This window comes from Bacillus cereus group sp. MYBK5-2 (assembly GCF_051915685.1).
GTDB classification, from domain to species: Bacteria; Bacillota; Bacilli; order Bacillales; family Bacillaceae_G; genus Bacillus_A; species Bacillus_A cereus.
The window spans coordinates 59,337-81,307 of the sequence record NZ_JBQAFE010000011.1 but is presented as its reverse complement, the minus strand read 5'-3'; the positions used below and the strand labels follow the sequence as shown (position 1 = coordinate 81,307).

The following is a 21,971-nucleotide window of genomic DNA, read 5'->3' as shown; positions in this document are numbered from 1 at the left end:
TTCCGTCTGCTATAATTCCTAAAGGAAATAAGAAAGCTTTATTCCAACTGGAGTAAAGCTTTCTTTCAATTTTTTACATTTATTAATTCTAATACTAAGATTTCACAAAGGAGGCTTTTAATTATATGAATTTTGTAAGTATCAGAAAAAAACTTATGTTCATGATGGGAACGATTTGCGCTTTATTTGGTGTCGCCTTAGCATTTATTTTATTTTTTGCTATCGACCAATCTCGTAAAGCTGAAACATTACAAAAAGAAATTTCTCCACTGGCAACAGAATTGAAAGAGCGTGGAGACGCTTATCAAGTACAGCTCTCTGCTTTAAGAGGTTATTTACTACAACATGATCAAGTCGAATTAGACAAGTTTAATGAAATGAGTAAACGTCTTGAGGATTCAAAAGATAAACTTCTTTCTAATCCAAATGCTTCTTCGTCCGTAAAAAGCACAATGGAATTAGGGTCTACTTGGAGAAAGTTCGTTGAGGAAAAAGTATTCACTCTTGCAAAAGAACAAAAATGGGAAGAAGCTTTACAAGTAGCTTCTTCAGAGAACGGAACTGTCTATAAAGTAATTGGTGACTTCACAAATTACAGTAATGAACAAGCTAAATTACGTGAACAATCTATTGAAAAAATTGACCAATCTGCACTCTTAATCGAATATGTTATTTTCTTATCACTTGTTATTTGTATTGTCGCTGCAATTATTCTTGCATGGTGGTTCTCTGGTAAACTTGTGAAACCAATTCAACAAATTGACACGAAGCTAAAAGAATTAGCCTCTCAAGAAGGTGACTTAACGGCACGTCTACAAGTAAATAGCAATGATGAAATCGGTGCTATCGCAACATCATTTAATAAAATGTTAGAAAACCTACAACATATCATTAATCGTGTTCAAAAAACATCAGTGGAAGTACAAACTGCTTCTGAAAATATGCTAGAAAAAACAACTACATCACGCGAAGCAACAATAAAAGTTCAACGATCGATGTCTAATTTAAATGAAAGTATTCAATCTCAAACTGCTAGTATGGAAGAAAGTTCAACTGCAATGGACGATATGGCAGTAAGTGTTCAACGTATTGCTAATTCTGCGTCCTCTGTAGCAGAATTGGCTGTAGCCACTTATGAACATGCGAATGATGGAAATAACGTTATCCAAAAATCTATTACACAAATGACAACGATTCACGAAGCTGTAAATGCTACGTCAGAAGTAGTCGAACGTCTAATCACTCATACGAAATATATTGATACAGCTTTACAATCTATATCTAATATTGCTGAGCAAACAAACTTACTTGCTTTAAATGCTTCTATTGAGGCAGCTCGTGCTGGTGAACAAGGAAAAGGATTTGCTGTCGTAGCTGACGAAGTTCGAAAGCTTGCTGAACAATCTAAAACAGCTGCAACAGACATTAATCAATTACTTCATCAAATTCAAAATGATACAGAAATTGCCAATTCTATGATGTCTCAAGGGCGATCTGAAGCATCAGAAGGTATTAACGTTATTCGTGAAGCAGGTTCTTCTTTCACAACAATCTTGGAGCAAGTAAATCAAGCTTCTACTCAAATGCAAGACATATCAGCAACTGCTGAAGAGATGGCTGCAAGTGCTGAAGAAATGAATGCTTCACTTAATAACATCGCTTCTATCTCGACCGAAGTATCCAGCGAAACCGCCGCAACGGCACAATCTGCTGAACAGAAAGTTATCGTTATGAATGAAATGACAGTAACTGCTAGAAAAATGAAACAAACAGTTGAAGAGTTAGATCAACTCGTATCTCATTTTAAAACAGAATAGATTTTCAAAAATATCCCTCTTTCAAAGAGGGATATTTTTTTGAGCTCATTTCCTGCACATTATACTCATTTCCGTTATAATGAGAATCGATATCATTAAAATATAGGAGGGGCTGCTTATGTCACAAGAAGCATTTGAAAATAAATTATTTGCCAATTTAGAGGCTGTTATTGACCCTGAACTAGGTGTTGATATCGTTAATCTTGGATTAGTGTATGATGTTACAGCAGATGAAAATAATAATGCTGTCATTACGATGACTATGACTTCTATCGGTTGTCCAATGGCTGGGCAAATCGTATCAGACGTTAAAAAAGTATTATCAACGAACGTACCTGAAGTTAATGAAATAGAAGTAAATGTCGTTTGGAATCCACCGTGGTCGAAAGAACGTATGTCACGTATGGCGAAAATCGCATTAGGTATTCGCGACTAAATAAAGTGGAAATTTCATCATTTGCGGATAGCGGGATAAAGAAAAGACCTGACTAGGATGTCAGGTCTTTTCTCTTATTATTTTACACCTACTGCATCATAAGCTTTCGTTACAGCTTGTACAGCTTTAGAGTTTTTACCATATAAATCTTCAGCTGACTGAAGAGCAGCTTGACGCATCATTTTGAAGTCAGAGTTTGCAGTTAAATATTTCGTAAGAGCACGGTAGTAAATTTTTTCTGTCGCTTCACGGCCCACTCCAGTTACTTTCACGCCGTAATGATCTCCGCCTTCAGATACTAAATATGCAGCTTTATTGTTAATACTGCTGTTAATATGAACACCACCATTATCAGCTGTTCCAGTATAACGTTTACTATAGTGATCTGGGTAACCTTCACTTGGTTTTAATGGATTTGGAATAGACGCTGGATCTTTAAGAGAGCGAAGTGCATCACCAGGTTTATCAGGTGTATAAATATCAGCACCTAAATCCCAGCTCTTCTTCTCAACCATAACACCCATAATATCAGATAACGATTCATTTAACGCCCCTGACTCATTTTTGTAAACAAGGTTTGCTGTATGTTCAGTTATAGCATGCGTTAATTCGTGACCGATAACATCAAGTCCAGCAGATAATGGAATGAACGTTTTTCCATCGCCATCACCGTACATCATTTGCACACCATTCCAAGCTGCGTTATTCCAAGCTGTACCTACGTGAACAGTTGAAATAAGCTTCGCACCTTTATCATCGAAAGAGTTACGATTAAATGTCTTTTTGTAGTAATCATATACTTTTCCTGCATTTACATGCGCATCAACTGCAGCTTTATCTTCGAAGAACTTAGATTTACTTTCAACTTCTTCTCCTGTATATCCAAGCCATTGTGAGAATAAATTAAACCAGTTCTCGTCCATATTTTCTGCATCAAATGTATGAACACCTTGTCCTCGTTTACCATCAAACAAGTTGAATTGTCCTGTTTTCGTATCTTGAGCAATTTCAAATGATTGTCTAGCACCTAATACTCCGTAACCAAATCCAGTAATGTTATCTACAGCGTTATATTTCTCAATAACATTTCCATTCGTTGCATCAACAAAATAATGCCAATATCCTGGAGCTGGTTTTGAAATCGATGCCTTAACTAAGTATGCAAGGTAGTAATTACCGTCCTTTTCATATACAAATAAATCTTTTTTCACACCGTCATAACTCTTTACTTTACCAATTTCTTTCTCAATATCTGCCTTTGCAATTGTTTCTGCTTGTTCCGCAGTAATGCTTGCAGCTGCAGGAATATTTTTATCATCTAAATTCGGAATAACTTGTCCGAAGAATGCTTTTACATTATTCTCTTTATCAAGTGTAACAGTTTGATCAGAACCGTACACAGGAATGTTATTATGTTTCTCAACTAGCTTCACATGTGTCGTATCAGATTCAGCGTCTTTTTCTTCCCCAACGATATTAAAATGCTTTTCAATATTTCCTGCTAATTTAAACATATCTTTCTTACTCTCTAAGTATTGAAAGACTGTCTCTTTTTTATCTAGTCCTTCCGGTGCTTTCCATTCTTCACCTATGTATGCAGGTGTTTTAAATTCTTGATGATATTGAATTTTTTGTTCTTCCGCTTTCGTTGTCGTTGCCCCAAACGCTCCAAATCCCCCGGCGATAACAGTTAACGCTAATGCTGATGAAATGACTTGCTTTTTCACTATAACATTCCCCATTCCCATAAAGATTTTTGACACTTTTATACAATTCTTATTTTCCCAGCCGATACCTCTACCAAAAATTTGAGAAACATTTTTCAGACAATTCCAATCAAAAAAAGAAGACATCTATCGGATGTCCTCTTTTCTATAAACCTTTTATTGTTTTTTCAATTCAATTGCTAAATAGTGTGATTGCTCTTTCGCTTGAATGTGAATATCTTCTTCTACCGCTTCTGCTGCATCCCGCATAACAAACGTTTCACCATTTATTACACTGCTTCCTTCAATTTGTACAAGGTACAATTGACGGCCTTCTTTCACTGGAAAATGAATTTCTTTTCCAGCCTCTAATGATAAAGAATATAAATTCGCATCTTGGTGAATTTGAATTGGTGCATTTCCTTCTACTGAAGATACCATATGGAACCATTCATTTTTACGCTTGCTCCAATCAAATTTAAACTCACCATAGTTTGGTTTATGATCTGCGCGGTCTGGTAAAATCCAAATTTGTAATAAACGCAGCGTTTCATCGCCTAAATTATGCTCGCTATGAAATACACCCGTGCCAGCACTCATATATTGAACATGTCCACGCTCAATCGTTCCGCGATTTCCCATGCTGTCTTCATGTGTTAAAGCACCATCCACAACGTAAGAAATAATCTCCATATCACGGTGCGGATGCATATCAAAACCAGTTTGCGCCGCTACTAGATCATCATTAATAACACGTAACGCTCCGAAGTTCATGTTATTTGGATTGTAGTAATTGGCAAAAGAAAAATGAAAATGTGTATTTAACCAACCATGATTTGCTCTGCCCATATTTTTATGATCAACTTTTCTAAACATATCCTTCACCTCATACTATCTCGAATTCGAGATTTATTTTAAAATTTTTTCTTACTGTAACTTTTTTAATAGTGTTAATAACTGCTTTTGTTCCTCTATATTTAAATTATGAAACTTCTCTGCTTGGAACGTTTCTTGAGGTGGGACGATTTCCTCATATAAAGCTCTTCCCTTTTCTGTTAAAGAAATATATTTCGTAGTACCCTCTTGTTCACGCAAAATCCACTCAAGCTGCTCCATTTTATTTAAAAGCTGCGTTACATTTCCTTTCGTAACAAATAGCTTATTCCCAAGTTCTTGCTGCGTTAAACGATTATGTCCTCCAACTTGAGCTAACACATCAAACTGGGCGGCAGATATATTCCATTTTTTCAAATGCTGATTCGTCTCACGGATGCTCTTATTATAAAAGCGTGACAAACGAAACCATAATAGTAGCCCTAGTCTATCTTCTGTTTTCATTTCATCACCTCGCTCGTTTCATATCATTAGTTTAGAACTAAACTTAATAAAAGTCAAATACTTATTTTTAATAAGCATAAAAAGCACAGCGCTATTTCTCCACTATGCTTTACATTAACTTTCTACTCTTATATTCATCTAATTTCCTCTCCGCGAACTTCCTCGCATCTTTTTCAATCCACCGCTCTTCGTACCGTTCACTTCCCACATACAATATATCTCTCTTATGCTGCATCGCATGGCGGAATTCATGCAGTAGCGTTTTGAGAACTTGATCATACTCTTCCCACATACAAACGAAAATTAATTGCTTTTCTTTATGATAAAAACCACCTACTGGGAATAGGAACTCTTCTTCCTCTTCCCCTAATGATAGAAGCACATCATTTGCATCACACGTATCACAAAAAATAACGGGCGTTTTACATACTTCAATAAGAGAAAACAAATCCTCTCTCAACTTTTTGACATCCCAAGGAAGCTCCGAATCCAACACATACCAATTCTCTACCTGTTGATATACATTTTGAAACTGGAGTTCCATTTCTCTTTATTCCCCTTTCCAAGCACCCTTTTTCTATATGTATGCCACAATATGGTAAATATTAAACGTATTCTTTCATCCTTGAAAAAATGCCAATAAAAAAGGAATCTACGTCGACATAGATTCCTTTTCTGTAATCACTTTTTTTTCATCATTTTTTTTAATACAAAATAACCAATTGCACAAAAAATAGCAGCAAGTGCAAAGTATTTCACATATGGCCCCGCAACTTTATTAATACTTTCCCACTCTGTTCCTAATTTAAAACCTAAATATACAAACACAATTGACCACGGAATAACAGCTAATGTAGTTAGCGTAATAAACTTAGCATGTGACATTTTCGCAATACCCGCTGGTATCGAAATAGCATGACGCACAACCGGAATAAAACGTGCGGTAAAGATAACGCCAGTTCCATAACGATTAAACCAATCTTCAGCATAATCAATATGTTTCTTCTGAATTAAAATATATTTTCCATATCGCTCAAGAACAGGTCTTCCTCCATATCGACCAATCCAATAAATGAATAGTTGTGCAATTACACCACCAATTGTACCGAACGCAACAGCGCCCCAAAATGTAATGCTTCCTGTTGATACTAAATAACCTGCATAAGACAATACGATTTCACTTGGAATAACCTCTAGCATTAATCCAAGCATAATCCCCCAATAACCAAGTCCTTCTAAAAAAACTAAAACCGAATGGATCAACTCTCCTAACATCATGTACCTCTCTTTACTGTTTTCATTACAAAAATGAAAGTACAAGCAGGAAATATCTTGTACTTTTATTTTTTAAAATTTAGTTTAGTTAGTCTTCGTATCCCACTTAAAGATTTTATTTAAGAATTTATATACATTCTTCGACTCTTTTGTCAGAAGTGGGCCTAAAATGGATAGTATAAGCACGTATAGTGCTGAGAATGGTTTCAGTACTGACATTAAGCCACCGGCGATACCGATATTAGCCATAATGATGGAGAACTCTCCTCTTGAAACGATTGTTAATCCGATATTTGTTGATGCTTTATGAGATAATCCAGCTTGTCTTCCTGCGATCATTCCTGCTACAAAGTTACCGATTATCGTAAGAAGGACAGCACCTAACGTTAACCATATCGCTCCGCCTAATGAGAACGGATCAATACTTAACCCGAAGCTGAAGAAGAAAATAGCTCCGAAAAAGTCTCTAAATGGAACAACAAGATGTTCAATTCGGTCACTATGCTCTGTCTCAGAGAAAACTAATCCTAGAAGAAGTGCTCCAATTGCTTCTGCAACGTGAATTGTTTCTGAAAAACCAGCAATGAAGAATAAAGAAGCAAATACTACAATAATAAAGATTTCATCTGAGCTAATATTGAGCAATTTATTTAATAAAGGCGTAGCCTTTCTAGCTACTATAAAGAATAGAAGCATATATCCTAAAGCAATTCCAATTGAAGTAAGGGCACCTAAGAAGGAAGCGTGATCTCCAAGTACTAAACCAGAAACAACTGATAAATATACAGCAAGGAATATATCTTCAAACATAATAATTCCTAAAATTAATTCGGTTTCATTATTACCAGTTCTTCTTAAGTCCACTAACACTTTAGCAACGATAGCGCTAGAAGAAATCGTAATAATACCCGCAATAATTAAGATTTCTAGTAATGGGAATCCCATTATAAATCCGTATAACAAACCAAGTGAAAAGTTAATTAAAATATAAATCGTTCCGCCAATCGCAATAGAGCGTCCAGATTTAATTAGTTTTTTCATTGAAAATTCTAATCCTAGATAGAATAGAAGGAATAGAACCCCAATCCGTCCAAGGAAGGAAATTACACTTGCACTTTCAATAAATTTGAGATCGATAACACCTATTGTCGGTGCATGCGGTCCTACTAACATTCCAAGAACGATTAGAAAAGGAATTACTGAGAATTTAAATTTTCCAGCAATTACTGCTGCAATTGCCACTAAAACTAAAGCTGTACCAACTTCAAAAATTAACGTATCCATCTAATCAGTCCCCCCTATTTGAAAGTAATTCATTAATGATTTTTTTTATTTCTTCTCTCTCACCTGAAACTACAAGCATATCTCCTTCTTCAATTACTGTTTCTGGTCCTGGATTAAATAGCTTCTTCATGTTCTTCTTCATAACTGCGATTATGGTTACGCTATATGTTTTTCTTATTTCAAGATCGCCAATTGTTTTTCCGATTGCTGGAGCTGTATTCTCCACTTTGAACCACTCAATCGCTAAACCTTCAAAAACCATCTCAACATTTTCTAACGCCCTAGGCTTATATACCATTCCACCTAATATTGCCGCGATTTGTCTCGCCTCTGAGTCACGTAGTGAAATACTTGAGATGCTTTCTTCATGGTCTGAATCAAAATGATACATTTCTCTACGACCATCATCATGAATGACAATTACCATCTTTTCATTACCTTTTGTAACGATTTGAAACTTATAACCAATACCTGGAAGTTCACTTTCTCTAATATTCATTTTTAGCTCCTCCATAACTTATTTATTTTAATTTTCTGTTTTTCTGTCTTTTATTCATCCAATCAGCTTTAGAAATTCTAACCACTCAGGATATTTGTGATTTGGAAATCTTTTATTGTAATAATAAGTGGACCCTAAAAAGATACTTAAAGATGTAATGATAAAAAATATATTACTTCTCATTTTCAAACTCTCAAGGCTTACTTTCCATAAAGAATCTTCTTTCAAATTATCCCCACCTTCTCGCTTTACATTTAGTTTTTTAAAATGTAAATAATTCTAAAAATATTACGATGTAACATAATCATAACACAAAAATGACTTAAGTAACATAATTTTTTAGAAAAATTGATTCTCGTATATTTTTTGCATATAATTTTCTTATTACGAAAAAAAGGAAGTGTATTATATGGTTGATATCTTTAGCAGATTCCTTGAGGTAACGAATAATATTTTATGGTCATATATTCTTATTGCAATGCTAATCGGCTTCGGTCTTTACTTCTCTTTTAAATTAAAATTTGTCCAAATTACTCATTTCAGTGAGATGGTCAGCTTAATTAGTAAAGGGTTTAATCGAAAAGAAAAAAAGAAAGATAGCATCTCCCCATTCCAAGCATTTTGCTTAAGTGCAGCAGCACGTATCGGTATCGGAAACTTAGCTGGTGTAGCATTAGCAATTTCAATGGGTGGACCTGGCGCAATATTTTGGATGTGGTTTATCGCAATTATCGGAGCAGCTACTAGTTTTGTAGAATGTACACTTGCGCAAATTTATAAAGTAAAAGATGGAAGTAGGTTCCGTGGTGGACCAGCATATTACATGGAAAAAGGGTTAAACAAACGCTGGATGGGCGTCTGGTTTTCACTTCTTATTACAGTTGCGTACGGATTAATTTTCAATTCAGTGCAAGCAAATACAGTAACAATAGCGTTTGAAAATGCTTTTGGACTAGGGCGAACAATCGTAGGAGCTCTATTAGCCTTATTAGTTGCAGTTATTATTTTTGGTGGCATTAAGAGCATTTCACGTATTACAGAAATGATTGTTCCGCCAATGGCAATCGTTTATATCGGCGTGGCTATTTTTGTCGTTATTAACAACTTCAGTATGTTACCAAGCATTTTCATGGAAATCTTTAACGGTGCATTCGGTTTAGACCAAGCCATCGCTGGTGGTATTGGAGCAGCAATCAAGTTCGGAATTCAGCGCGGTTTATTCGCTACGGAAGCAGGAATGGGTAGCTCTCCTAATGCAGCCGCAACATCTGATGTATCTCACCCTGTAAAACAAGGGCTTGTTCAAGCATTAGGCGTTTTCGTAGATACATTCTTAGTATGTACATCAACAGCATTTATCGTATTATGTTCTGGACTTTACAAAGGATCAAATTTAGAAGGTATCGAATTAACACAAAACGCATTAAGTTCACAAATTGGACCGTGGGCAAGCACTTTCTTAGCGATTATTATTTTCCTATTCGCTTTCAGTTCACTTCTAGGAAACTACTATTATGGTGAAACAAATATCGCATTCATTAAAGAAAGTAAAACATGGTTAATGATTTATCGTGTTGCAGTTGTCGGAATGGTATTCTTCGGATCAATCGCTGCTCTTAAAACAGTTTGGAGTTTAGCTGATTTATTCATGGGACTAATGGTATTCACAAACTTAATTGCCATCTCATTCCTTAGCAAATTTGCTTACGCTGCATTAGTAGACTATTTGAAGCAAAAGAAACAAGGAAAAGATCCTGTCTTCGTTGCAAACTCTATCCCTGGCTTAAAGAATACAGAGTGCTGGGATGGGCAGGATGTAGAAGAAAAACAAAAGGCTGTTTAACAAATAAAAGCGGAAGCGGCTCGTTCAGAATCGCAGGACACTTCAAGCTCTCGACCTTGAAGCGCTTTTTGCTTCGAGCGAGAGAGCGAAATGACCGGAGATTCTAGCCGCTGGAGCTGGATATCACTAAAAGCACAAGCGGCTCGTTTAGAACAAGAGCCATATCTCAAACAAAGGCCCTATTACTTCATCGTAATAGGGCCTTTTATTTACAACAGTTCATAATTTGTTCAAATTAATTCCAGCAAAAGGGTTGATTTATAGAGATTACTAGATTATAATAATTATAAATTAGTAATTGATATCACATAACAACTCAAAAGGAGATTGATCATAATGAACAAACAAGTAATCGAAGTATTAAACAAACAAGTAGCAGACTGGAGCGTTTTATTCACAAAACTTCACAACTTCCATTGGTACGTAAAAGGACCTCAATTCTTCACATTACACGAGAAATTCGAAGAACTTTACACAGAATCAGCTACTCACATCGACGAAATTGCAGAACGTATTTTAGCAATTGGTGGTAAACCAGTAGCAACAATGAAAGAATACCTAGAAATATCTTCTATTCAAGAAGCAGCTTACGGAGAAACTGCAGAAGGGATGGTCGAAGCAATCATGAAAGACTACCAAATGATGCTAGTCGAACTGAAAAAAGGCATGGAAATTGCTCAAGACTCTGACGATGAAATGACATCTGACCTACTACTAGGCATCTACACAGAACTAGAAAAACACGCTTGGATGCTACGTGCGTTCTTGAATCAATAATACTTAAAAGCGGAAGCGGCTCGCTCAGAGTCGCTTTTTTATGTAATGGTCGCACTTAACGGTACACGAAATTATATCAACGATTTTTCAAATATATCGATCATTACCCGCAATATATCAACGATTTTTTCATTATATCGATCATTACCCGCAATATATCAACGATTTGACAAAGGATATCGATTTGCCGACAAATCACGACAATATCAGCGCCCCTCTCCCCTACTTTTATCAATATATTACAATCTCATCTATGTTAAAATATAGGAAACACCCTTTAGCTTTTCCAAATTCATCATTTACTACTTAAATGACGGGAGTGGTTCAGTTGAAAGACTACTTAATTAGAGCATTTTTTGCGTTAATAACAGTTGGGATTCTCTTACTTATAGCTAATATTTTCAATATACGTGTCGGGGTTAAGGACTATGCTTTCCTCGTTGTCGTAGCAATTGGTGGCGGCTGGGGTGGCTGGTACCTGTATAAAAAACAAGGCAATCAAAATGATAAAGGCATTCCAAAGTAATATGGAATGCCTCTTTTATTGCCTTCTGTAATAAATAATGAAATTTAGACCACTAATACAACCAATCGCAATAAACATACAAAACGATTGTGGATCTCCACCTAGATTATACTCATCAACGATAAATCCGGACATAAACAACGTTATCGCTGAAACACCGATACACAATACCGAGATAAACCAAAGCAAAAATTCATTAATCAACTCTTTCTTCTGTCTCAAAACAATTAGCATAACAAGAATAGACGCTGCTAAAATACTTTTAAAAACCGGACGTAAATATACGAACTCCTCCATCTATCTCTCCTTTCCCCAAAACATTACATCTAAACATTAATATATTTAACCAAATTAAAAACACATGCCATCTTAAATTAAAACGACATGTGTTTCCGTATTTGCTATGATAGTTGCTTCCACTTCGTTCCCAAAACAGGACGCTCATAATTTTGGATTGCATGAATTAGTTTATCTGCTGTCTCAGCTGAAACGATCAATTCTTTATTTGATGGATTCATAAATCCTTCTTCTGCTGCACGTTCAACCATTTGCAAAATTGGTCCGTAAAAATCTTTTATGTTTAATAAACCAACCGGCTTATTATGTATACCAATTTGTGACCAACATACAACTTCAAATAGTTCTTCAAACGTTCCGTATCCGCCTGGAAGCGCGATAAAAGCATCCGCAAGCTCTGCCATTTTCGCTTTACGTTCATGCATCGTCTCTACTTCAATTAATTCTGTTAATCCTGTATGCACAATTTCTCCTCGAAATAGACCGCGCGGCATAACACCTGTTACACGTCCACCTAAACGAAGAACTTCGTTTGCTACTTCTCCCATTAATCCAACGCATGAACCACCGTATACAAGCTCATAGTCGTTCTCAACAAACATTTTACCTAACTGAATTGCCTGCTCTTTGAATTCTGGTCTCTCCCCTAAATTAGAACCTGCAAACACACAAATCTTTCTCATTCCTACACCCCGAAACTATATATTGTTATGATACAATTGACATTGTACAACATATTGAGGAGATGAGGAAGAAATGGATATCGTTGCATTTCAAAGATGGGTTGAGGAATTTTACGAAAAACGAAGCTGGTCACAGTATAATGCCTTTATTCGCTTAAATTTCTTAACCGAGGAAGTTGGGGAAGTTTCACGAGTCGTTCGTGCTATTGAAATTGGCCGCGATCGCCCTGATGAAGATGCGAAAACAGAAGAAGAGCTAAAACAAGAACTAAAAGAAGAACTTGGCGATGTACTATCTAACCTTATTATTCTTTCGCAAAAATATGATTTAGACTTACAAGACATTATGGACGCACACGTCGCAAAGCTTTCAAAAAGGTTCGAAGTATCTAAATGAGAATATTATCAATTATGGTATAATATTCTTGTCACAATACTAAGGGGGATTTTATGTTATCAAAAAAATTGCACGACGCATTAAATGAACAAATGAACTTTGAATTTTACTCTGCCCATGCTTATATGGCAATGGCTGCTTACTGTACAGCTGAGAGCTATGATGGATTCGCTAATTTTTTCCTTGTACAAGCTGAAGAAGAACGTTTCCACGCAATGAAGCTTTACAACTATATTAATGACCGCGGAGAGCGCGCTATTATTACTGGATTTGATAATCCGAATAACGAATACGAATCTGTATTAAACGCTTTTGAAGTCGCACTTGAGCACGAGCGTGAAGTAACGAAACGTATTTACAACTTATCTGATATCGCTTGGGACGAGCGTGAACATGCAACAATTACATTCTTAAAATGGTTCGTTGACGAACAAGTTGAAGAAGAAGCTTCATTCGATAGCATCATTCAAAAATTAAAACGTATTACAAGCGATTCAAACGCACTGTTTATGCTAGATGCTGAATTAGAGAAACGTACATTTACGCCTCCAGCTGAGTAATATTTCAATCACCTTAATACATGTATTAAGGTGATTTTTTTGTTTGCTCTCTATCTTAAAATCACCTTAAATTTCCTCATATTTGACATAGTGCCAGATATAAAATGGTATTATTTTCAATATAAAAACGAATATACGAGGAGAGGAAAAATGAATCAACGTGTAGAAGCTGTTGATGCAATTCGTGGTTTCGCTTTGTTTGGCATTTTACTAGTCAATATGACATTAATTCAATTTGGGTTCTTCACCAGTGAAAAACCAACTTATCTATTTGGCGATCTTGATAAAGGTGCTAATTGGTTTATTCAATTTTTCGGCACACATAACTTTATATCCCTATTTTCTTTTCTATTTGGGCTTAGCATTATTTTGTTACAAAAAAGTATTATCGCAAAAGGAAAAAAATTCTTCCCCACATACATAAGACGTATTATCATTCTTTTACTACTCGGCTACATTCACGGCACTTTTGTTTGGGAGGGAGATATTTTATTTGCATACGGAATAATCGGGATTTTTTTAATGATATTCATCAATCGAAAACCGAAAACTTTGCTTATTTGGGCGATTATTCTACTCGCACTTATTACACTTATGTCTTATCAAACTGATCCATCTACAAATATAAATGATTTCGCACCTTATACTGAAAAAGAACATAAAGTCCATCAAACTGGAAGCTATATGGATCACGTCAACTTTAGATTGACTGAAAATCCTTTTGATTACATGGGAATTGACGGTGCATTCGGATTATTTTTCATATCAGTTTTCGCAATAATTTTTATGTCTCCACTGTTCCTACTCGGAATGTATGTAGGGAAAAAAGGCTGGCTATTTGAGGTCAGTAAACATATACCTGCTGTCAAAAAAATATGGTTTGCCACCGGTCTCTTCTCTTTTACAATTAAAATCTTAGCTATGTTCATAAAACACCCGGTTTTAATTATGTTACAAGATGGCCTTACACCAGTAACTATGACCTTCTTTTACGGAAGCACAATCATTTTATTATTCCATTACAAAAAAGCAACCCGTCTACTAACATACATGGCGAACATGGGGAAAATGTCCGTTAGTAATTACTTAGCGCAATCTATTATCGCAACAACCATCTTTTACGCATATGGATTTGGCTTATACGGTAAAATCGGCTATTTCTTCGGTATTCTTTTAACCATCGGAATTTATACGATTCAATTATTCGTTAGCACCTATTGGCTCCAGAAATACCGAATGGGGCCAGTGGAATATGTGTGGAGACTGGGAACTTATTTAGAGAAACCACGTTTTAAAAGAGACTTGGATAAAGCAAGTTAAACAAAAAAAGCAATGAGCCTACGCTCATTGCTTTTCTTAATTTATTAAAGCATAACCCCAACGATAATCGCTGATAATATACTTACTAATGTTGCACCGTATACAAGTTTTAAACCGAATGATGATACAACGTTTGCTTGTTTGCCATCGATACTCTTCGTTGCACCTGCGATAATTCCGATAGATGAGAAGTTCGCAAATGATACAAGGAAGATAGATAAAATACCTACTGTACGAGCTGATAAATCACCAGCTACTTTACCAAGATCAAGCATTGCAACGAATTCGTTCGTTACTAATTTTGTTGCCATAATTTGTCCTGCTTGTAACATCTCTGATGTTGGAATACCCATTACAAATGCTAATGGTGAGAAGATGTATCCTAAAATGCTTTGGAATGTGATTCCGAAAATTGAATCAAATACACCGTTAATTGCTGTAATTAATGCCACGAAACCGATTAACATCGCCGCTACTGTTACAGCGATTGAGAAACCAAGCATAATATATTCGCCTAACATTTCAAAGAATGTTTGTTTCTTGTCTTCTTGTAATTCTAAAATATCGTCTTCTTCTTTTACTTCATATGGATTAATGATATGAACGATAATGAATCCACTGAATAAGTTTAATACAAGTGCTGTTACTACATATTTTGGATCAATCATTTTCATATAAGAACCGACAATTGACATCGATACTGTAGACATTGAAGATGCACAAAGTGTGTATAAACGATTTTTCGGTAATTTGCTTAGTTGATCTTTTACTGTAATGAATACTTCCCCTTGACCAACGATTGCAGCTGCTACCGCATTATATGATTCTAGTTTTCCTAAACCGTTAACTTTACTTAATAGGAAACCGACTGCACGAATGATAATCGGTAAAACTTTAATATGTTGCAGAATCCCGATTAATACTGCTAAGAAAATAATCGGTAATAATACTGTTAAGAAGAATGGTGCTTGTCCATCGTTTGCTAGACCACCAAATACGAAATTAACCCCAGCTTCCGCAAATTTTAAAATAGCGCCAAATCCATCTGCGATCCCTTTTACTAATACAAATCCGACCTTTGTATTTAGTAAGAAATACGCAAGTACCAATTGAATGACAAGCATAAGTGCAATTGGTTTATATTTAATTTTCTTACGATCTGAACTAATAAGGAAACCTAGTACAAACACTACAAGTAAACCGACTAGAAACATTACGAACTTCATATGTGAATCCTCCACTTCTCCCACAAGTTATTGGTCGTATAACGTATAACGAATGACGTCTGACCATTGTTGTTAAAAAAATTTAAAACCCCTAAAACTATTCAACTGTCATCTAAAATCAGTAAGCGTTTACATAAATTGCAATTTATAAAAGGTAGCTTCTTCTCTCCTACCATACTTGAAAGTCTGAAATTGATACCACCTACAAATCAAATTGTAAGCGTTATCTAGACGAAATGCAATATAAATTTTAAAAGATTTTTATATGTTAATATATTCCTAATTAATTGGTTTTTTCATGTAAATTTACCATAAAAAAATAGCCCTAGCTATGAGCTAGAGCCATCCTTTTTTTATAACATAACACCAACGATAATCGCTGATAGAATACTTACTAATGTCGCACCGTACACAAGGCGTAGACCGAATGATGATACAACATTTGATTGATTTTCATCGATACCTTTCGTTGCACCTGCGATAATTCCGATAGATGAGAAGTTCGCAAATGATACAAGGAATACAGAAAGAATACCAACTGTACGAGCCGATAAATCACCAGCTACTTTTCCAAGATCAAGCATCGCAACAAACTCGTTTGATACTAATTTTGTTGCCATAATTTGTCCCGCTGTTACCATCTCAGCTTGCGGGATACCCATTACGAATGCTAATGGTGAGAAAATATATCCTAAAATAGCTTGGAATGTAATACCGAACATGGAATCAAACAAGCTATTAATTGCTGTAATTAATGCTACGAAACCAAGTAACATCGCTGCTACTGTTATCGCGATTGTGAAACCAAGCATAATATATTCACTTAACATTTCAAAGAATGATTGTTTTTTCTTATTTTCTAATTTCAGTGTATCTTCTTCTTCTGTAATATCGTACGGGTTAATAATATGAATAATAATGAAACCACTAAATAAATTTAATACAAGTGCTGTTACTACATATTTTGGTTCGATCATTTTCATGTAAGAACCGACAATTGACATCGATACTGTCGACATGGAAGATGCACATAATGTATATAAACGATGTTTTGGGATTTTACTTAATTGATCTTTTACTGTAATAAATACTTCTGCTTGTCCAACAATAGCAGCTGCTACTGCGTTATATGATTCTAATTTCCCTAAACCATTTACTTTACTTAACAAAGTACCAATAGCACGAATAAATATTGGTAAAATTTTAAAGTGTTGCAGAATTCCGATTAAAACGGCAAAGAATACGATTGGTAATAACGCTGTTAAGAAGAATGAAACCTCTCCTTTATTAACAAGACCACCAAATACGAAAACGATTCCAGCTTCCGCATATCCAAGAAGTGCACCAAATCCATCTGAAATTCCTTTTACTAAAATATAACCAACTTGTGTATTTAATAAGAAATAAGATAATGCTAGCTGAATAATAAGCATAATTGCGATTGGTTTATACTTAATCTTCTTTCGATCGGCACTTATAAGAAAACCGAGTACAAATACAACGAGTAATCCTACAAGAAACATAACAAACTTCATTAATAAAATCCTCCATTTAACTCTTCATTAACGTTGAACGTCTGACTACTCAAAACAAGAAATAATCCGAACTTTCCATTCCCCCTCCAAAATCTTCAATCGGATAGGAAAAATCATAAAACCTCTTGTTTCAAAGGCATTTTCCATTCTAACACAAATCACAAATCATATCCGCACTTTTCTCAAAAAAATTACATTTTATTATAAAACGTCTATGAATGTTCGTCTTTTACTATCTGCAAATGGTTGAATAAAACAAAAAAAGAGCATCAAGTTTCACTTGATGCCCTTTTCATTATACCGCTTTTTCTTTATCAGCTACTGCTGGCTCATCCCAACACTCTGTATTGTTCAAACCTGGAATAGACTCCGCATAAAAGACTGGATCTTTCCCTTGTTTCTTTTGCTTAATATAATCTGATAACGCTGCGAAAGCATACTTAGAAAGGAATACAATTGCTACTAAGTTAATAACAGCCATAATTCCCATAAATAAATCTGCTAAATCCCAAACGATTTGAATTGTCGCTACAGATCCTAGCATAACCATACCAAGTACAGCAATGCGGTATGCATTTAATAACACTTTACTTCCATTTAAGAACTCAATATTTGTTTCACCATAGTAGTAGTTACCTACTAATGAACTAAATGCAAACAAGAAGATCGCAACTGCTACAAATATAGAAGCCCATGGACCGATATGTTGACTTAACGCCTGCTGCGTTAATTGAATTCCATTTAAATCAGCTGCATTATGCACATCTGATAAAAGAATAATAAATGCTGTACAACTACAAATTAATAATGTATCAGTAAATACCCCTAAAGTTTGAATGAAACCTTGTTTAACTGGGTGCGTTACGTTTGCAGTCGCTGCTGCGTTCGGCGCACTACCCATACCTGCTTCATTTGAGAATAACCCACGTTTTACCCCTAATAAAATCGCAGCTCCTAATCCTCCGCCTACTACTTCTTTAATTCCGAAAGCATGTAAGAAAATTTCTTTAAATACATATGGAATTGCCGTAATGTTTGTTACAACAACGAATAACGCCACTGCTACATAAATAATTGCCATTACTGGAACAATCATTTCAACCGCGCGAGCAATTCGTTTTACTCCGCCGAAAATAATAACTGCAAGTAAACCAGCCATAACAAGACCTACTAATCTACTATCTGTTTTAAACGCTCCATCAAAGGCAGCCGCTACAGTATTAGACTGTACAGCGTTAAAAATCAATCCGAAACTTACTGTTATTAGAACAGAGAACACAACACCTAACCAGCGTTTCTTTAAACCCTTTTCCATATAATACGCTGGGCCCCCACGGAATGCATTCCCATCTTTTACTTTATAAATTTGCGCTAATGTGCTCTCTACAAATGCAGAAGCACCCCCAATTACCGCGATTAACCACATCCAAAATACTGCTCCTGGACCACCTGCTGAAATCGCAATAGCTACACCAGCTAAGTTACCAGTACCTACACGAGAAGCTGTACTCATACAAAATGCTTGAAATGATGATACACCGCTCTTCTCTTTTTGCGCTTTCCTCGTTTTCGAGCTTGCTCCATCCCCAAGCAAACGAATCATTTCACCGAAGTAACGAACTTGGACAAATTTCACACGAAATGAAAAATAGAGCCCTAACCCAATTAACATCGCAATAATGACATATGACCAAAGGATATTATTTACATCCCCAATTACCCTAGCTAAAAAATCCATATTTGCATTGCCCCCTCTTCCTAACAATAAGAAAATTATATTCTAAAAACTTTAAGTAATCAAGAACTTTATGTGAGGTTTCATGACATGAGTACGTTAATTCTTTTAACATACGTGTTTTTTCACATAAAAATATAGCTATTACATGCATTTATCCAATACTCAATCACTTATCCTCTTCGACCAGCCATACTTTTAAAACAGTACGTTCCCCACAAATAACGAGAGAAACAAACAAAAAAAGTTATATTAATAATTACCTCTCACCCTTTTCATCATTTACTACAACAAAAAAGGCGAGCATCGAATTTACCTCGATGCTCGCCTTTTCAATTACACTGCTTTTTCTTTATCTGTTACCACTGGCTTATCCCAGCACTCTGTATTCGTTAAACCAGGAATAGAATCTGCACTGAAGACTGGATCTTTCCCTTGTTTCTTTTGCCTTACATAGTCTGTTAATGCCGCGTACGCAAATCGGCCAAGAAGTGTAATCGCAATTAAGTTCGTGATTACCATTAGACCCATAAATAAGTCTGCCATATTCCATACAACTTGAAGCGTCGCAACAGAACCGAATAATACCATTCCAACTACCGCAATACGGTAAATTGTTAACCACGTTTTGCTTTGTTTAATGAATTCAATATTTGTTTCACCATAATAGTAGTTTCCTAAAAGAGAACTAAATGCAAATAAGAAAATAATAATCGCTAAGAAGCTACTTGCCCATGGGCCGATTTGTGAGCTTAATGCATTTTGCGTTAATTCAATACCTTCTAAATTCGTTGCTTTATATGCACCAGAACATAGTACGATAAATGCTGTTGATGTACATACTAAGAATGTATCTACTAAAACGCCGATCGTTTGAATAAAACCTTGTTTTGCTGGATGCGTTACATCAGCTGTTGCTGCCGCGTTCGGCGCACTACCCATACCTGCTTCGTTCGCAAATAATCCGCGCTGAATACCATATTTCATCGCAGCACCGATACCGCCACCTACAGCTGAATCTAAACCGAATGCACCTTTAAAGATTTCCGTAAACACATCTGGTATTAAATAGAAGTTTTTAATGACAACAAAAATAGCTACCGCAATATAAACAAGCGCCATTGGCGGAACAATCATTTCCGACATACGTGCAATACTTTTTACACCACCAAAAATAATAACCGCAACTAATGCAGCTAATACAATACCAACAATATAACGCTCTAAACCAAATGCATTTTCAAACGCTAATGTTACTGTATTCGCTTGTACTGAGTTAAAAATTAAACCGTAACTAACTGTAATAAGGATAGAAAACCAAATTCCCATCCAACGTTTATTTAAACCTTTTTCCATATAATAAGCAGGACCACCACGGAAGCCACTGCCATCTTTTACTTTATAAATTTGGGCAAGCGTACTTTCTACGAAACTTGAAGAAGCCCCGATAATCGCAATAACCCACATCCAAAATACAGCTCCAGGTCCTCCCATAGATATAGCTAATGCTACACCAGCTAAGTTACCGATACCAATACGAGCTGCTGAACTCATACAAAACGCTTGGAAAGAAGATACACTACCTTTTTTACGCGTCTTTCCAGTTAATCCATCACTCATTAGTCGAACCATTTCCCCTAAATGAGTAATTTGTACGAATTTCAATTTAATAGAAAAATAAAGACCTAAACCAATTAACATTGCAATAAGAATATATGACCAAAGAATTGTATTTGTTGATGAAATAAATTGCTCTAAAATATTCATACAATTAACCCCTCCTTTTCTCCATAAAACGAATTATATTTAAAAAACATTCAAAAATCAACATTTTTCGACAATTTGCAATTTCCAAATATTAGCCAGGTTCACAGTAACAATATCTTTATGACTGACTACCCTCCCTCTAACTGTGCATACTAAAACAAAAAATAAATTCACAAACAACCCTATTGACAAAAACACCAACCTGTAACTATAATGATTACAACAGGTTGTAACAAACCTAATTACAACAAATTCATTTACTTTCAGATATACACTTTAACAAAACACTTTGGAGGGATTTATTATGAAAATCGGAATTATCGGAGCAACTGGTAAAGCAGGAAGTCGTATTTTAAAAGAAGCATTGGATCGCGGACATGAAGTAACTGCAATCGTAAGAAACGCTGCAAAAATTACAGAAGAAAACGTAAAAGTTTTAGAGAAAGATGTATTCTCTCTTACATCTAACGACCTGCAGGCATTTGACGTAGTTGTAAATGCATTCGGTGCTCCAGCAGGCGAAGAACACCTTCACGTAGATGCAGGAAACGTACTTATTGAAGCTATGAAAGGTGCACCAAATACAAAATTACTTGTAGTTGGAGGCGCTGGAAGCTTATTTGTAGACGAAGAGAAAACAACACGTGTATTTGAGACACCAGGTTTCCCGAAAGAATATCTTGCAACTGCTCAAAACCAAGGTAAAAACTTAGAAATTCTGCAACAAACAAATGACATCACTTGGACATTCATCAGCCCTTCTGCACTATTTGCATTAGGAAAACGTACTGGTTCTTATAAAGCTGGTAAAGACAACCTTCTTGTGAACGCAAAAGGTGATAGCTACGTAAGTTACGAAGACTTCGCAGTTGCAGCACTTGATGAAATTGAAAACCCAAAACATGTAAACGAACGCTTCACAGTAGTTTCTGAAGCTGAATAATAAAAAA

General features: G+C 35.6%; 22 protein-coding genes. 9 read left to right on the top strand and 13 right to left on the bottom strand.

Going from position 1 to position 21,971, the window contains the following annotated elements; genetic code table 11:
* The first annotated feature begins 125 nt into the window (after positions 1–125).
* Together ACTFP3_RS26185 and ACTFP3_RS26180 are read left to right on the top strand one after the other, a co-directional pair.
* Complete coding sequence (locus tag ACTFP3_RS26185; protein WP_440011659.1) at positions 126–1,817, top strand: methyl-accepting chemotaxis protein; 1,692 nt, start codon at positions 126–128, stop codon at positions 1,815–1,817.
* Between the two features lie 118 nt (positions 1,818–1,935).
* Positions 1,936–2,253, top strand: a complete 318-nt coding sequence (locus ACTFP3_RS26180; RefSeq protein ID WP_000076418.1) for a metal-sulfur cluster assembly factor — start codon at positions 1,936–1,938, stop codon at positions 2,251–2,253.
* A gap of 77 nt (positions 2,254–2,330) precedes the next feature.
* Here the strand turns inward: ACTFP3_RS26180 and ACTFP3_RS26175 are convergent, their stop codons facing one another.
* The 7 genes from ACTFP3_RS26175 to ACTFP3_RS26145 form a co-directional block, all read right to left on the bottom strand.
* The gene (locus ACTFP3_RS26175) at positions 2,331–3,980 is read right to left on the bottom strand and encodes a M4 family metallopeptidase (RefSeq protein WP_440011696.1); all 1,650 of its coding nucleotides are present in this window, start codon (positions 3,978–3,980) and stop codon (positions 2,331–2,333) included.
* Positions 3,981–4,136: 156 nt separating this feature from the next.
* A complete protein-coding gene (locus ACTFP3_RS26170; RefSeq protein ID WP_006918782.1) occupies positions 4,137–4,835 on the bottom strand; it encodes a pirin family protein in 699 nt (232 codons plus the stop codon).
* A 51-nt stretch (positions 4,836–4,886) separates the two neighbouring features.
* The gene (locus ACTFP3_RS26165) at positions 4,887–5,297 is read right to left on the bottom strand and encodes a MarR family winged helix-turn-helix transcriptional regulator (protein ID WP_000845467.1); all 411 of its coding nucleotides are present in this window, start codon (positions 5,295–5,297) and stop codon (positions 4,887–4,889) included.
* Between the two features lie 109 nt (positions 5,298–5,406).
* On the bottom strand, positions 5,407–5,841 hold the full coding sequence (locus ACTFP3_RS26160; RefSeq protein ID WP_000422800.1) for a DUF3920 family protein: 435 nt from the start codon (positions 5,839–5,841) through the stop codon (positions 5,407–5,409).
* Positions 5,842–5,978: 137 nt separating this feature from the next.
* The gene (locus tag ACTFP3_RS26155) at positions 5,979–6,572 is read right to left on the bottom strand and encodes a DedA family protein (protein ID WP_063537996.1); all 594 of its coding nucleotides are present in this window, start codon (positions 6,570–6,572) and stop codon (positions 5,979–5,981) included.
* An 84-nt stretch (positions 6,573–6,656) separates the two neighbouring features.
* Complete coding sequence (locus ACTFP3_RS26150; protein ID WP_000380223.1) at positions 6,657–7,856, bottom strand: cation:proton antiporter; 1,200 nt, start codon at positions 7,854–7,856, stop codon at positions 6,657–6,659.
* Between the two features lie 4 nt (positions 7,857–7,860).
* Complete coding sequence (locus ACTFP3_RS26145) at positions 7,861–8,355, bottom strand: cation:proton antiporter regulatory subunit (RefSeq protein ID WP_001026075.1); 495 nt, start codon at positions 8,353–8,355, stop codon at positions 7,861–7,863.
* A 409-nt stretch (positions 8,356–8,764) separates the two neighbouring features.
* Here ACTFP3_RS26145 and ACTFP3_RS26140 point away from each other — a divergent pair, with 409 nt between their 5' ends.
* The 3 genes from ACTFP3_RS26140 to ACTFP3_RS26130 all read left to right on the top strand — a co-directional run bounded on the left by ACTFP3_RS26140 (position 8,765) and on the right by ACTFP3_RS26130 (position 11,501).
* Positions 8,765–10,198 carry an alanine/glycine:cation symporter family protein gene (locus ACTFP3_RS26140; RefSeq protein ID WP_440011655.1) on the top strand — a complete coding sequence of 478 codons (1,434 nt, stop codon included), beginning with the start codon at positions 8,765–8,767 and terminating at the stop codon, positions 10,196–10,198.
* Between the two features lie 336 nt (positions 10,199–10,534).
* Positions 10,535–10,975, top strand: a complete 441-nt coding sequence (locus tag ACTFP3_RS26135) for a Dps family protein (protein WP_001041891.1) — start codon at positions 10,535–10,537, stop codon at positions 10,973–10,975.
* Positions 10,976–11,303: 328 nt separating this feature from the next.
* The gene (locus tag ACTFP3_RS26130) at positions 11,304–11,501 is read left to right on the top strand and encodes a hypothetical protein (protein ID WP_440011694.1); all 198 of its coding nucleotides are present in this window, start codon (positions 11,304–11,306) and stop codon (positions 11,499–11,501) included.
* Between the two features lie 15 nt (positions 11,502–11,516).
* Here the strand turns inward: ACTFP3_RS26130 and ACTFP3_RS26125 are convergent, their stop codons facing one another.
* Both ACTFP3_RS26125 and ACTFP3_RS26120 read right to left on the bottom strand, forming a co-directional pair.
* Complete coding sequence (locus tag ACTFP3_RS26125; protein ID WP_163093238.1) at positions 11,517–11,798, bottom strand: hypothetical protein; 282 nt, start codon at positions 11,796–11,798, stop codon at positions 11,517–11,519.
* A gap of 104 nt (positions 11,799–11,902) precedes the next feature.
* Positions 11,903–12,466: a TIGR00730 family Rossman fold protein gene (locus ACTFP3_RS26120; protein WP_180229713.1), complete on the bottom strand. Its 564-nt coding sequence runs from the start codon at positions 12,464–12,466 to the stop codon at positions 11,903–11,905.
* A gap of 88 nt (positions 12,467–12,554) precedes the next feature.
* Here ACTFP3_RS26120 and ACTFP3_RS26115 point away from each other — a divergent pair, with 88 nt between their 5' ends.
* The 3 genes from ACTFP3_RS26115 to ACTFP3_RS26105 all read left to right on the top strand — a co-directional run bounded on the left by ACTFP3_RS26115 (position 12,555) and on the right by ACTFP3_RS26105 (position 14,758).
* Positions 12,555–12,878 carry a MazG nucleotide pyrophosphohydrolase domain-containing protein gene (locus ACTFP3_RS26115; RefSeq protein ID WP_000355744.1) on the top strand — a complete coding sequence of 108 codons (324 nt, stop codon included), beginning with the start codon at positions 12,555–12,557 and terminating at the stop codon, positions 12,876–12,878.
* A gap of 53 nt (positions 12,879–12,931) precedes the next feature.
* Positions 12,932–13,438: a ferritin gene (locus tag ACTFP3_RS26110; RefSeq protein ID WP_000949403.1), complete on the top strand. Its 507-nt coding sequence runs from the start codon at positions 12,932–12,934 to the stop codon at positions 13,436–13,438.
* 150 nt (positions 13,439–13,588) lie between these two features.
* Positions 13,589–14,758: a DUF418 domain-containing protein gene (locus tag ACTFP3_RS26105; RefSeq protein ID WP_001076347.1), complete on the top strand. Its 1,170-nt coding sequence runs from the start codon at positions 13,589–13,591 to the stop codon at positions 14,756–14,758.
* Positions 14,759–14,802: 44 nt separating this feature from the next.
* Here the strand turns inward: ACTFP3_RS26105 and ACTFP3_RS26100 are convergent, their stop codons facing one another.
* The 4 genes from ACTFP3_RS26100 to ACTFP3_RS26085 all read right to left on the bottom strand — a co-directional run bounded on the left by ACTFP3_RS26100 (position 14,803) and on the right by ACTFP3_RS26085 (position 21,021).
* Positions 14,803–15,984, bottom strand: a complete 1,182-nt coding sequence (locus ACTFP3_RS26100; protein ID WP_000673874.1) for a NupC/NupG family nucleoside CNT transporter — start codon at positions 15,982–15,984, stop codon at positions 14,803–14,805.
* 353 nt (positions 15,985–16,337) lie between these two features.
* On the bottom strand, positions 16,338–17,519 hold the full coding sequence (locus ACTFP3_RS26095) for a NupC/NupG family nucleoside CNT transporter (RefSeq protein ID WP_000673839.1): 1,182 nt from the start codon (positions 17,517–17,519) through the stop codon (positions 16,338–16,340).
* Positions 17,520–17,814: 295 nt separating this feature from the next.
* Complete coding sequence (locus tag ACTFP3_RS26090; protein ID WP_000346408.1) at positions 17,815–19,257, bottom strand: alanine/glycine:cation symporter family protein; 1,443 nt, start codon at positions 19,255–19,257, stop codon at positions 17,815–17,817.
* A gap of 333 nt (positions 19,258–19,590) precedes the next feature.
* On the bottom strand, positions 19,591–21,021 hold the full coding sequence (locus tag ACTFP3_RS26085) for an alanine/glycine:cation symporter family protein (protein ID WP_001022930.1): 1,431 nt from the start codon (positions 21,019–21,021) through the stop codon (positions 19,591–19,593).
* Positions 21,022–21,325: 304 nt separating this feature from the next.
* On the opposite strand from ACTFP3_RS26085, the gene ACTFP3_RS26080 reads away from it, so the two are divergent.
* Complete coding sequence (locus ACTFP3_RS26080) at positions 21,326–21,964, top strand: NAD(P)-dependent oxidoreductase (protein ID WP_000689895.1); 639 nt, start codon at positions 21,326–21,328, stop codon at positions 21,962–21,964.
* The last annotated feature ends 7 nt before the right edge of the window (positions 21,965–21,971 follow it).

Excerpts from the sequence above, each read along its gene's own strand:
- ACTFP3_RS26185 (WP_440011659.1), top strand. The coding sequence starts at position 126 with ATGAATTTTGTAAGTATCAGAAAAAAACTTATGTTCATGATGGGAACG.
- ACTFP3_RS26180 (WP_000076418.1), top strand. The coding sequence starts at position 1,936 with ATGTCACAAGAAGCATTTGAAAATAAATTATTTGCCAATTTAGAGGCT.
- ACTFP3_RS26170 (WP_006918782.1), bottom strand. The coding sequence starts at position 4,835 with ATGTTTAGAAAAGTTGATCATAAAAATATGGGCAGAGCAAATCATGGT.
- ACTFP3_RS26165 (WP_000845467.1), bottom strand. The coding sequence starts at position 5,297 with ATGAAAACAGAAGATAGACTAGGGCTACTATTATGGTTTCGTTTGTCA.
- ACTFP3_RS26160 (WP_000422800.1), bottom strand. The coding sequence starts at position 5,841 with ATGGAACTCCAGTTTCAAAATGTATATCAACAGGTAGAGAATTGGTAT.
- ACTFP3_RS26155 (WP_063537996.1), bottom strand. The coding sequence starts at position 6,572 with ATGTTAGGAGAGTTGATCCATTCGGTTTTAGTTTTTTTAGAAGGACTT.
- ACTFP3_RS26150 (WP_000380223.1), bottom strand. The coding sequence starts at position 7,856 with ATGGATACGTTAATTTTTGAAGTTGGTACAGCTTTAGTTTTAGTGGCA.
- ACTFP3_RS26145 (WP_001026075.1), bottom strand. The coding sequence starts at position 8,355 with ATGAATATTAGAGAAAGTGAACTTCCAGGTATTGGTTATAAGTTTCAA.
- ACTFP3_RS26140 (WP_440011655.1), top strand. The coding sequence starts at position 8,765 with ATGGTTGATATCTTTAGCAGATTCCTTGAGGTAACGAATAATATTTTA.
- ACTFP3_RS26135 (WP_001041891.1), top strand. The coding sequence starts at position 10,535 with ATGAACAAACAAGTAATCGAAGTATTAAACAAACAAGTAGCAGACTGG.
- ACTFP3_RS26125 (WP_163093238.1), bottom strand. The coding sequence starts at position 11,798 with ATGGAGGAGTTCGTATATTTACGTCCGGTTTTTAAAAGTATTTTAGCA.
- ACTFP3_RS26115 (WP_000355744.1), top strand. The coding sequence starts at position 12,555 with ATGGATATCGTTGCATTTCAAAGATGGGTTGAGGAATTTTACGAAAAA.
- ACTFP3_RS26110 (WP_000949403.1), top strand. The coding sequence starts at position 12,932 with ATGTTATCAAAAAAATTGCACGACGCATTAAATGAACAAATGAACTTT.
- ACTFP3_RS26105 (WP_001076347.1), top strand. The coding sequence starts at position 13,589 with ATGAATCAACGTGTAGAAGCTGTTGATGCAATTCGTGGTTTCGCTTTG.
- ACTFP3_RS26100 (WP_000673874.1), bottom strand. The coding sequence starts at position 15,984 with ATGAAGTTCGTAATGTTTCTAGTCGGTTTACTTGTAGTGTTTGTACTA.
- ACTFP3_RS26095 (WP_000673839.1), bottom strand. The coding sequence starts at position 17,519 with ATGAAGTTTGTTATGTTTCTTGTAGGATTACTCGTTGTATTTGTACTC.
- ACTFP3_RS26090 (WP_000346408.1), bottom strand. The coding sequence starts at position 19,257 with ATGGATTTTTTAGCTAGGGTAATTGGGGATGTAAATAATATCCTTTGG.
- ACTFP3_RS26085 (WP_001022930.1), bottom strand. The coding sequence starts at position 21,021 with ATGAATATTTTAGAGCAATTTATTTCATCAACAAATACAATTCTTTGG.
- ACTFP3_RS26080 (WP_000689895.1), top strand. The coding sequence starts at position 21,326 with ATGAAAATCGGAATTATCGGAGCAACTGGTAAAGCAGGAAGTCGTATT.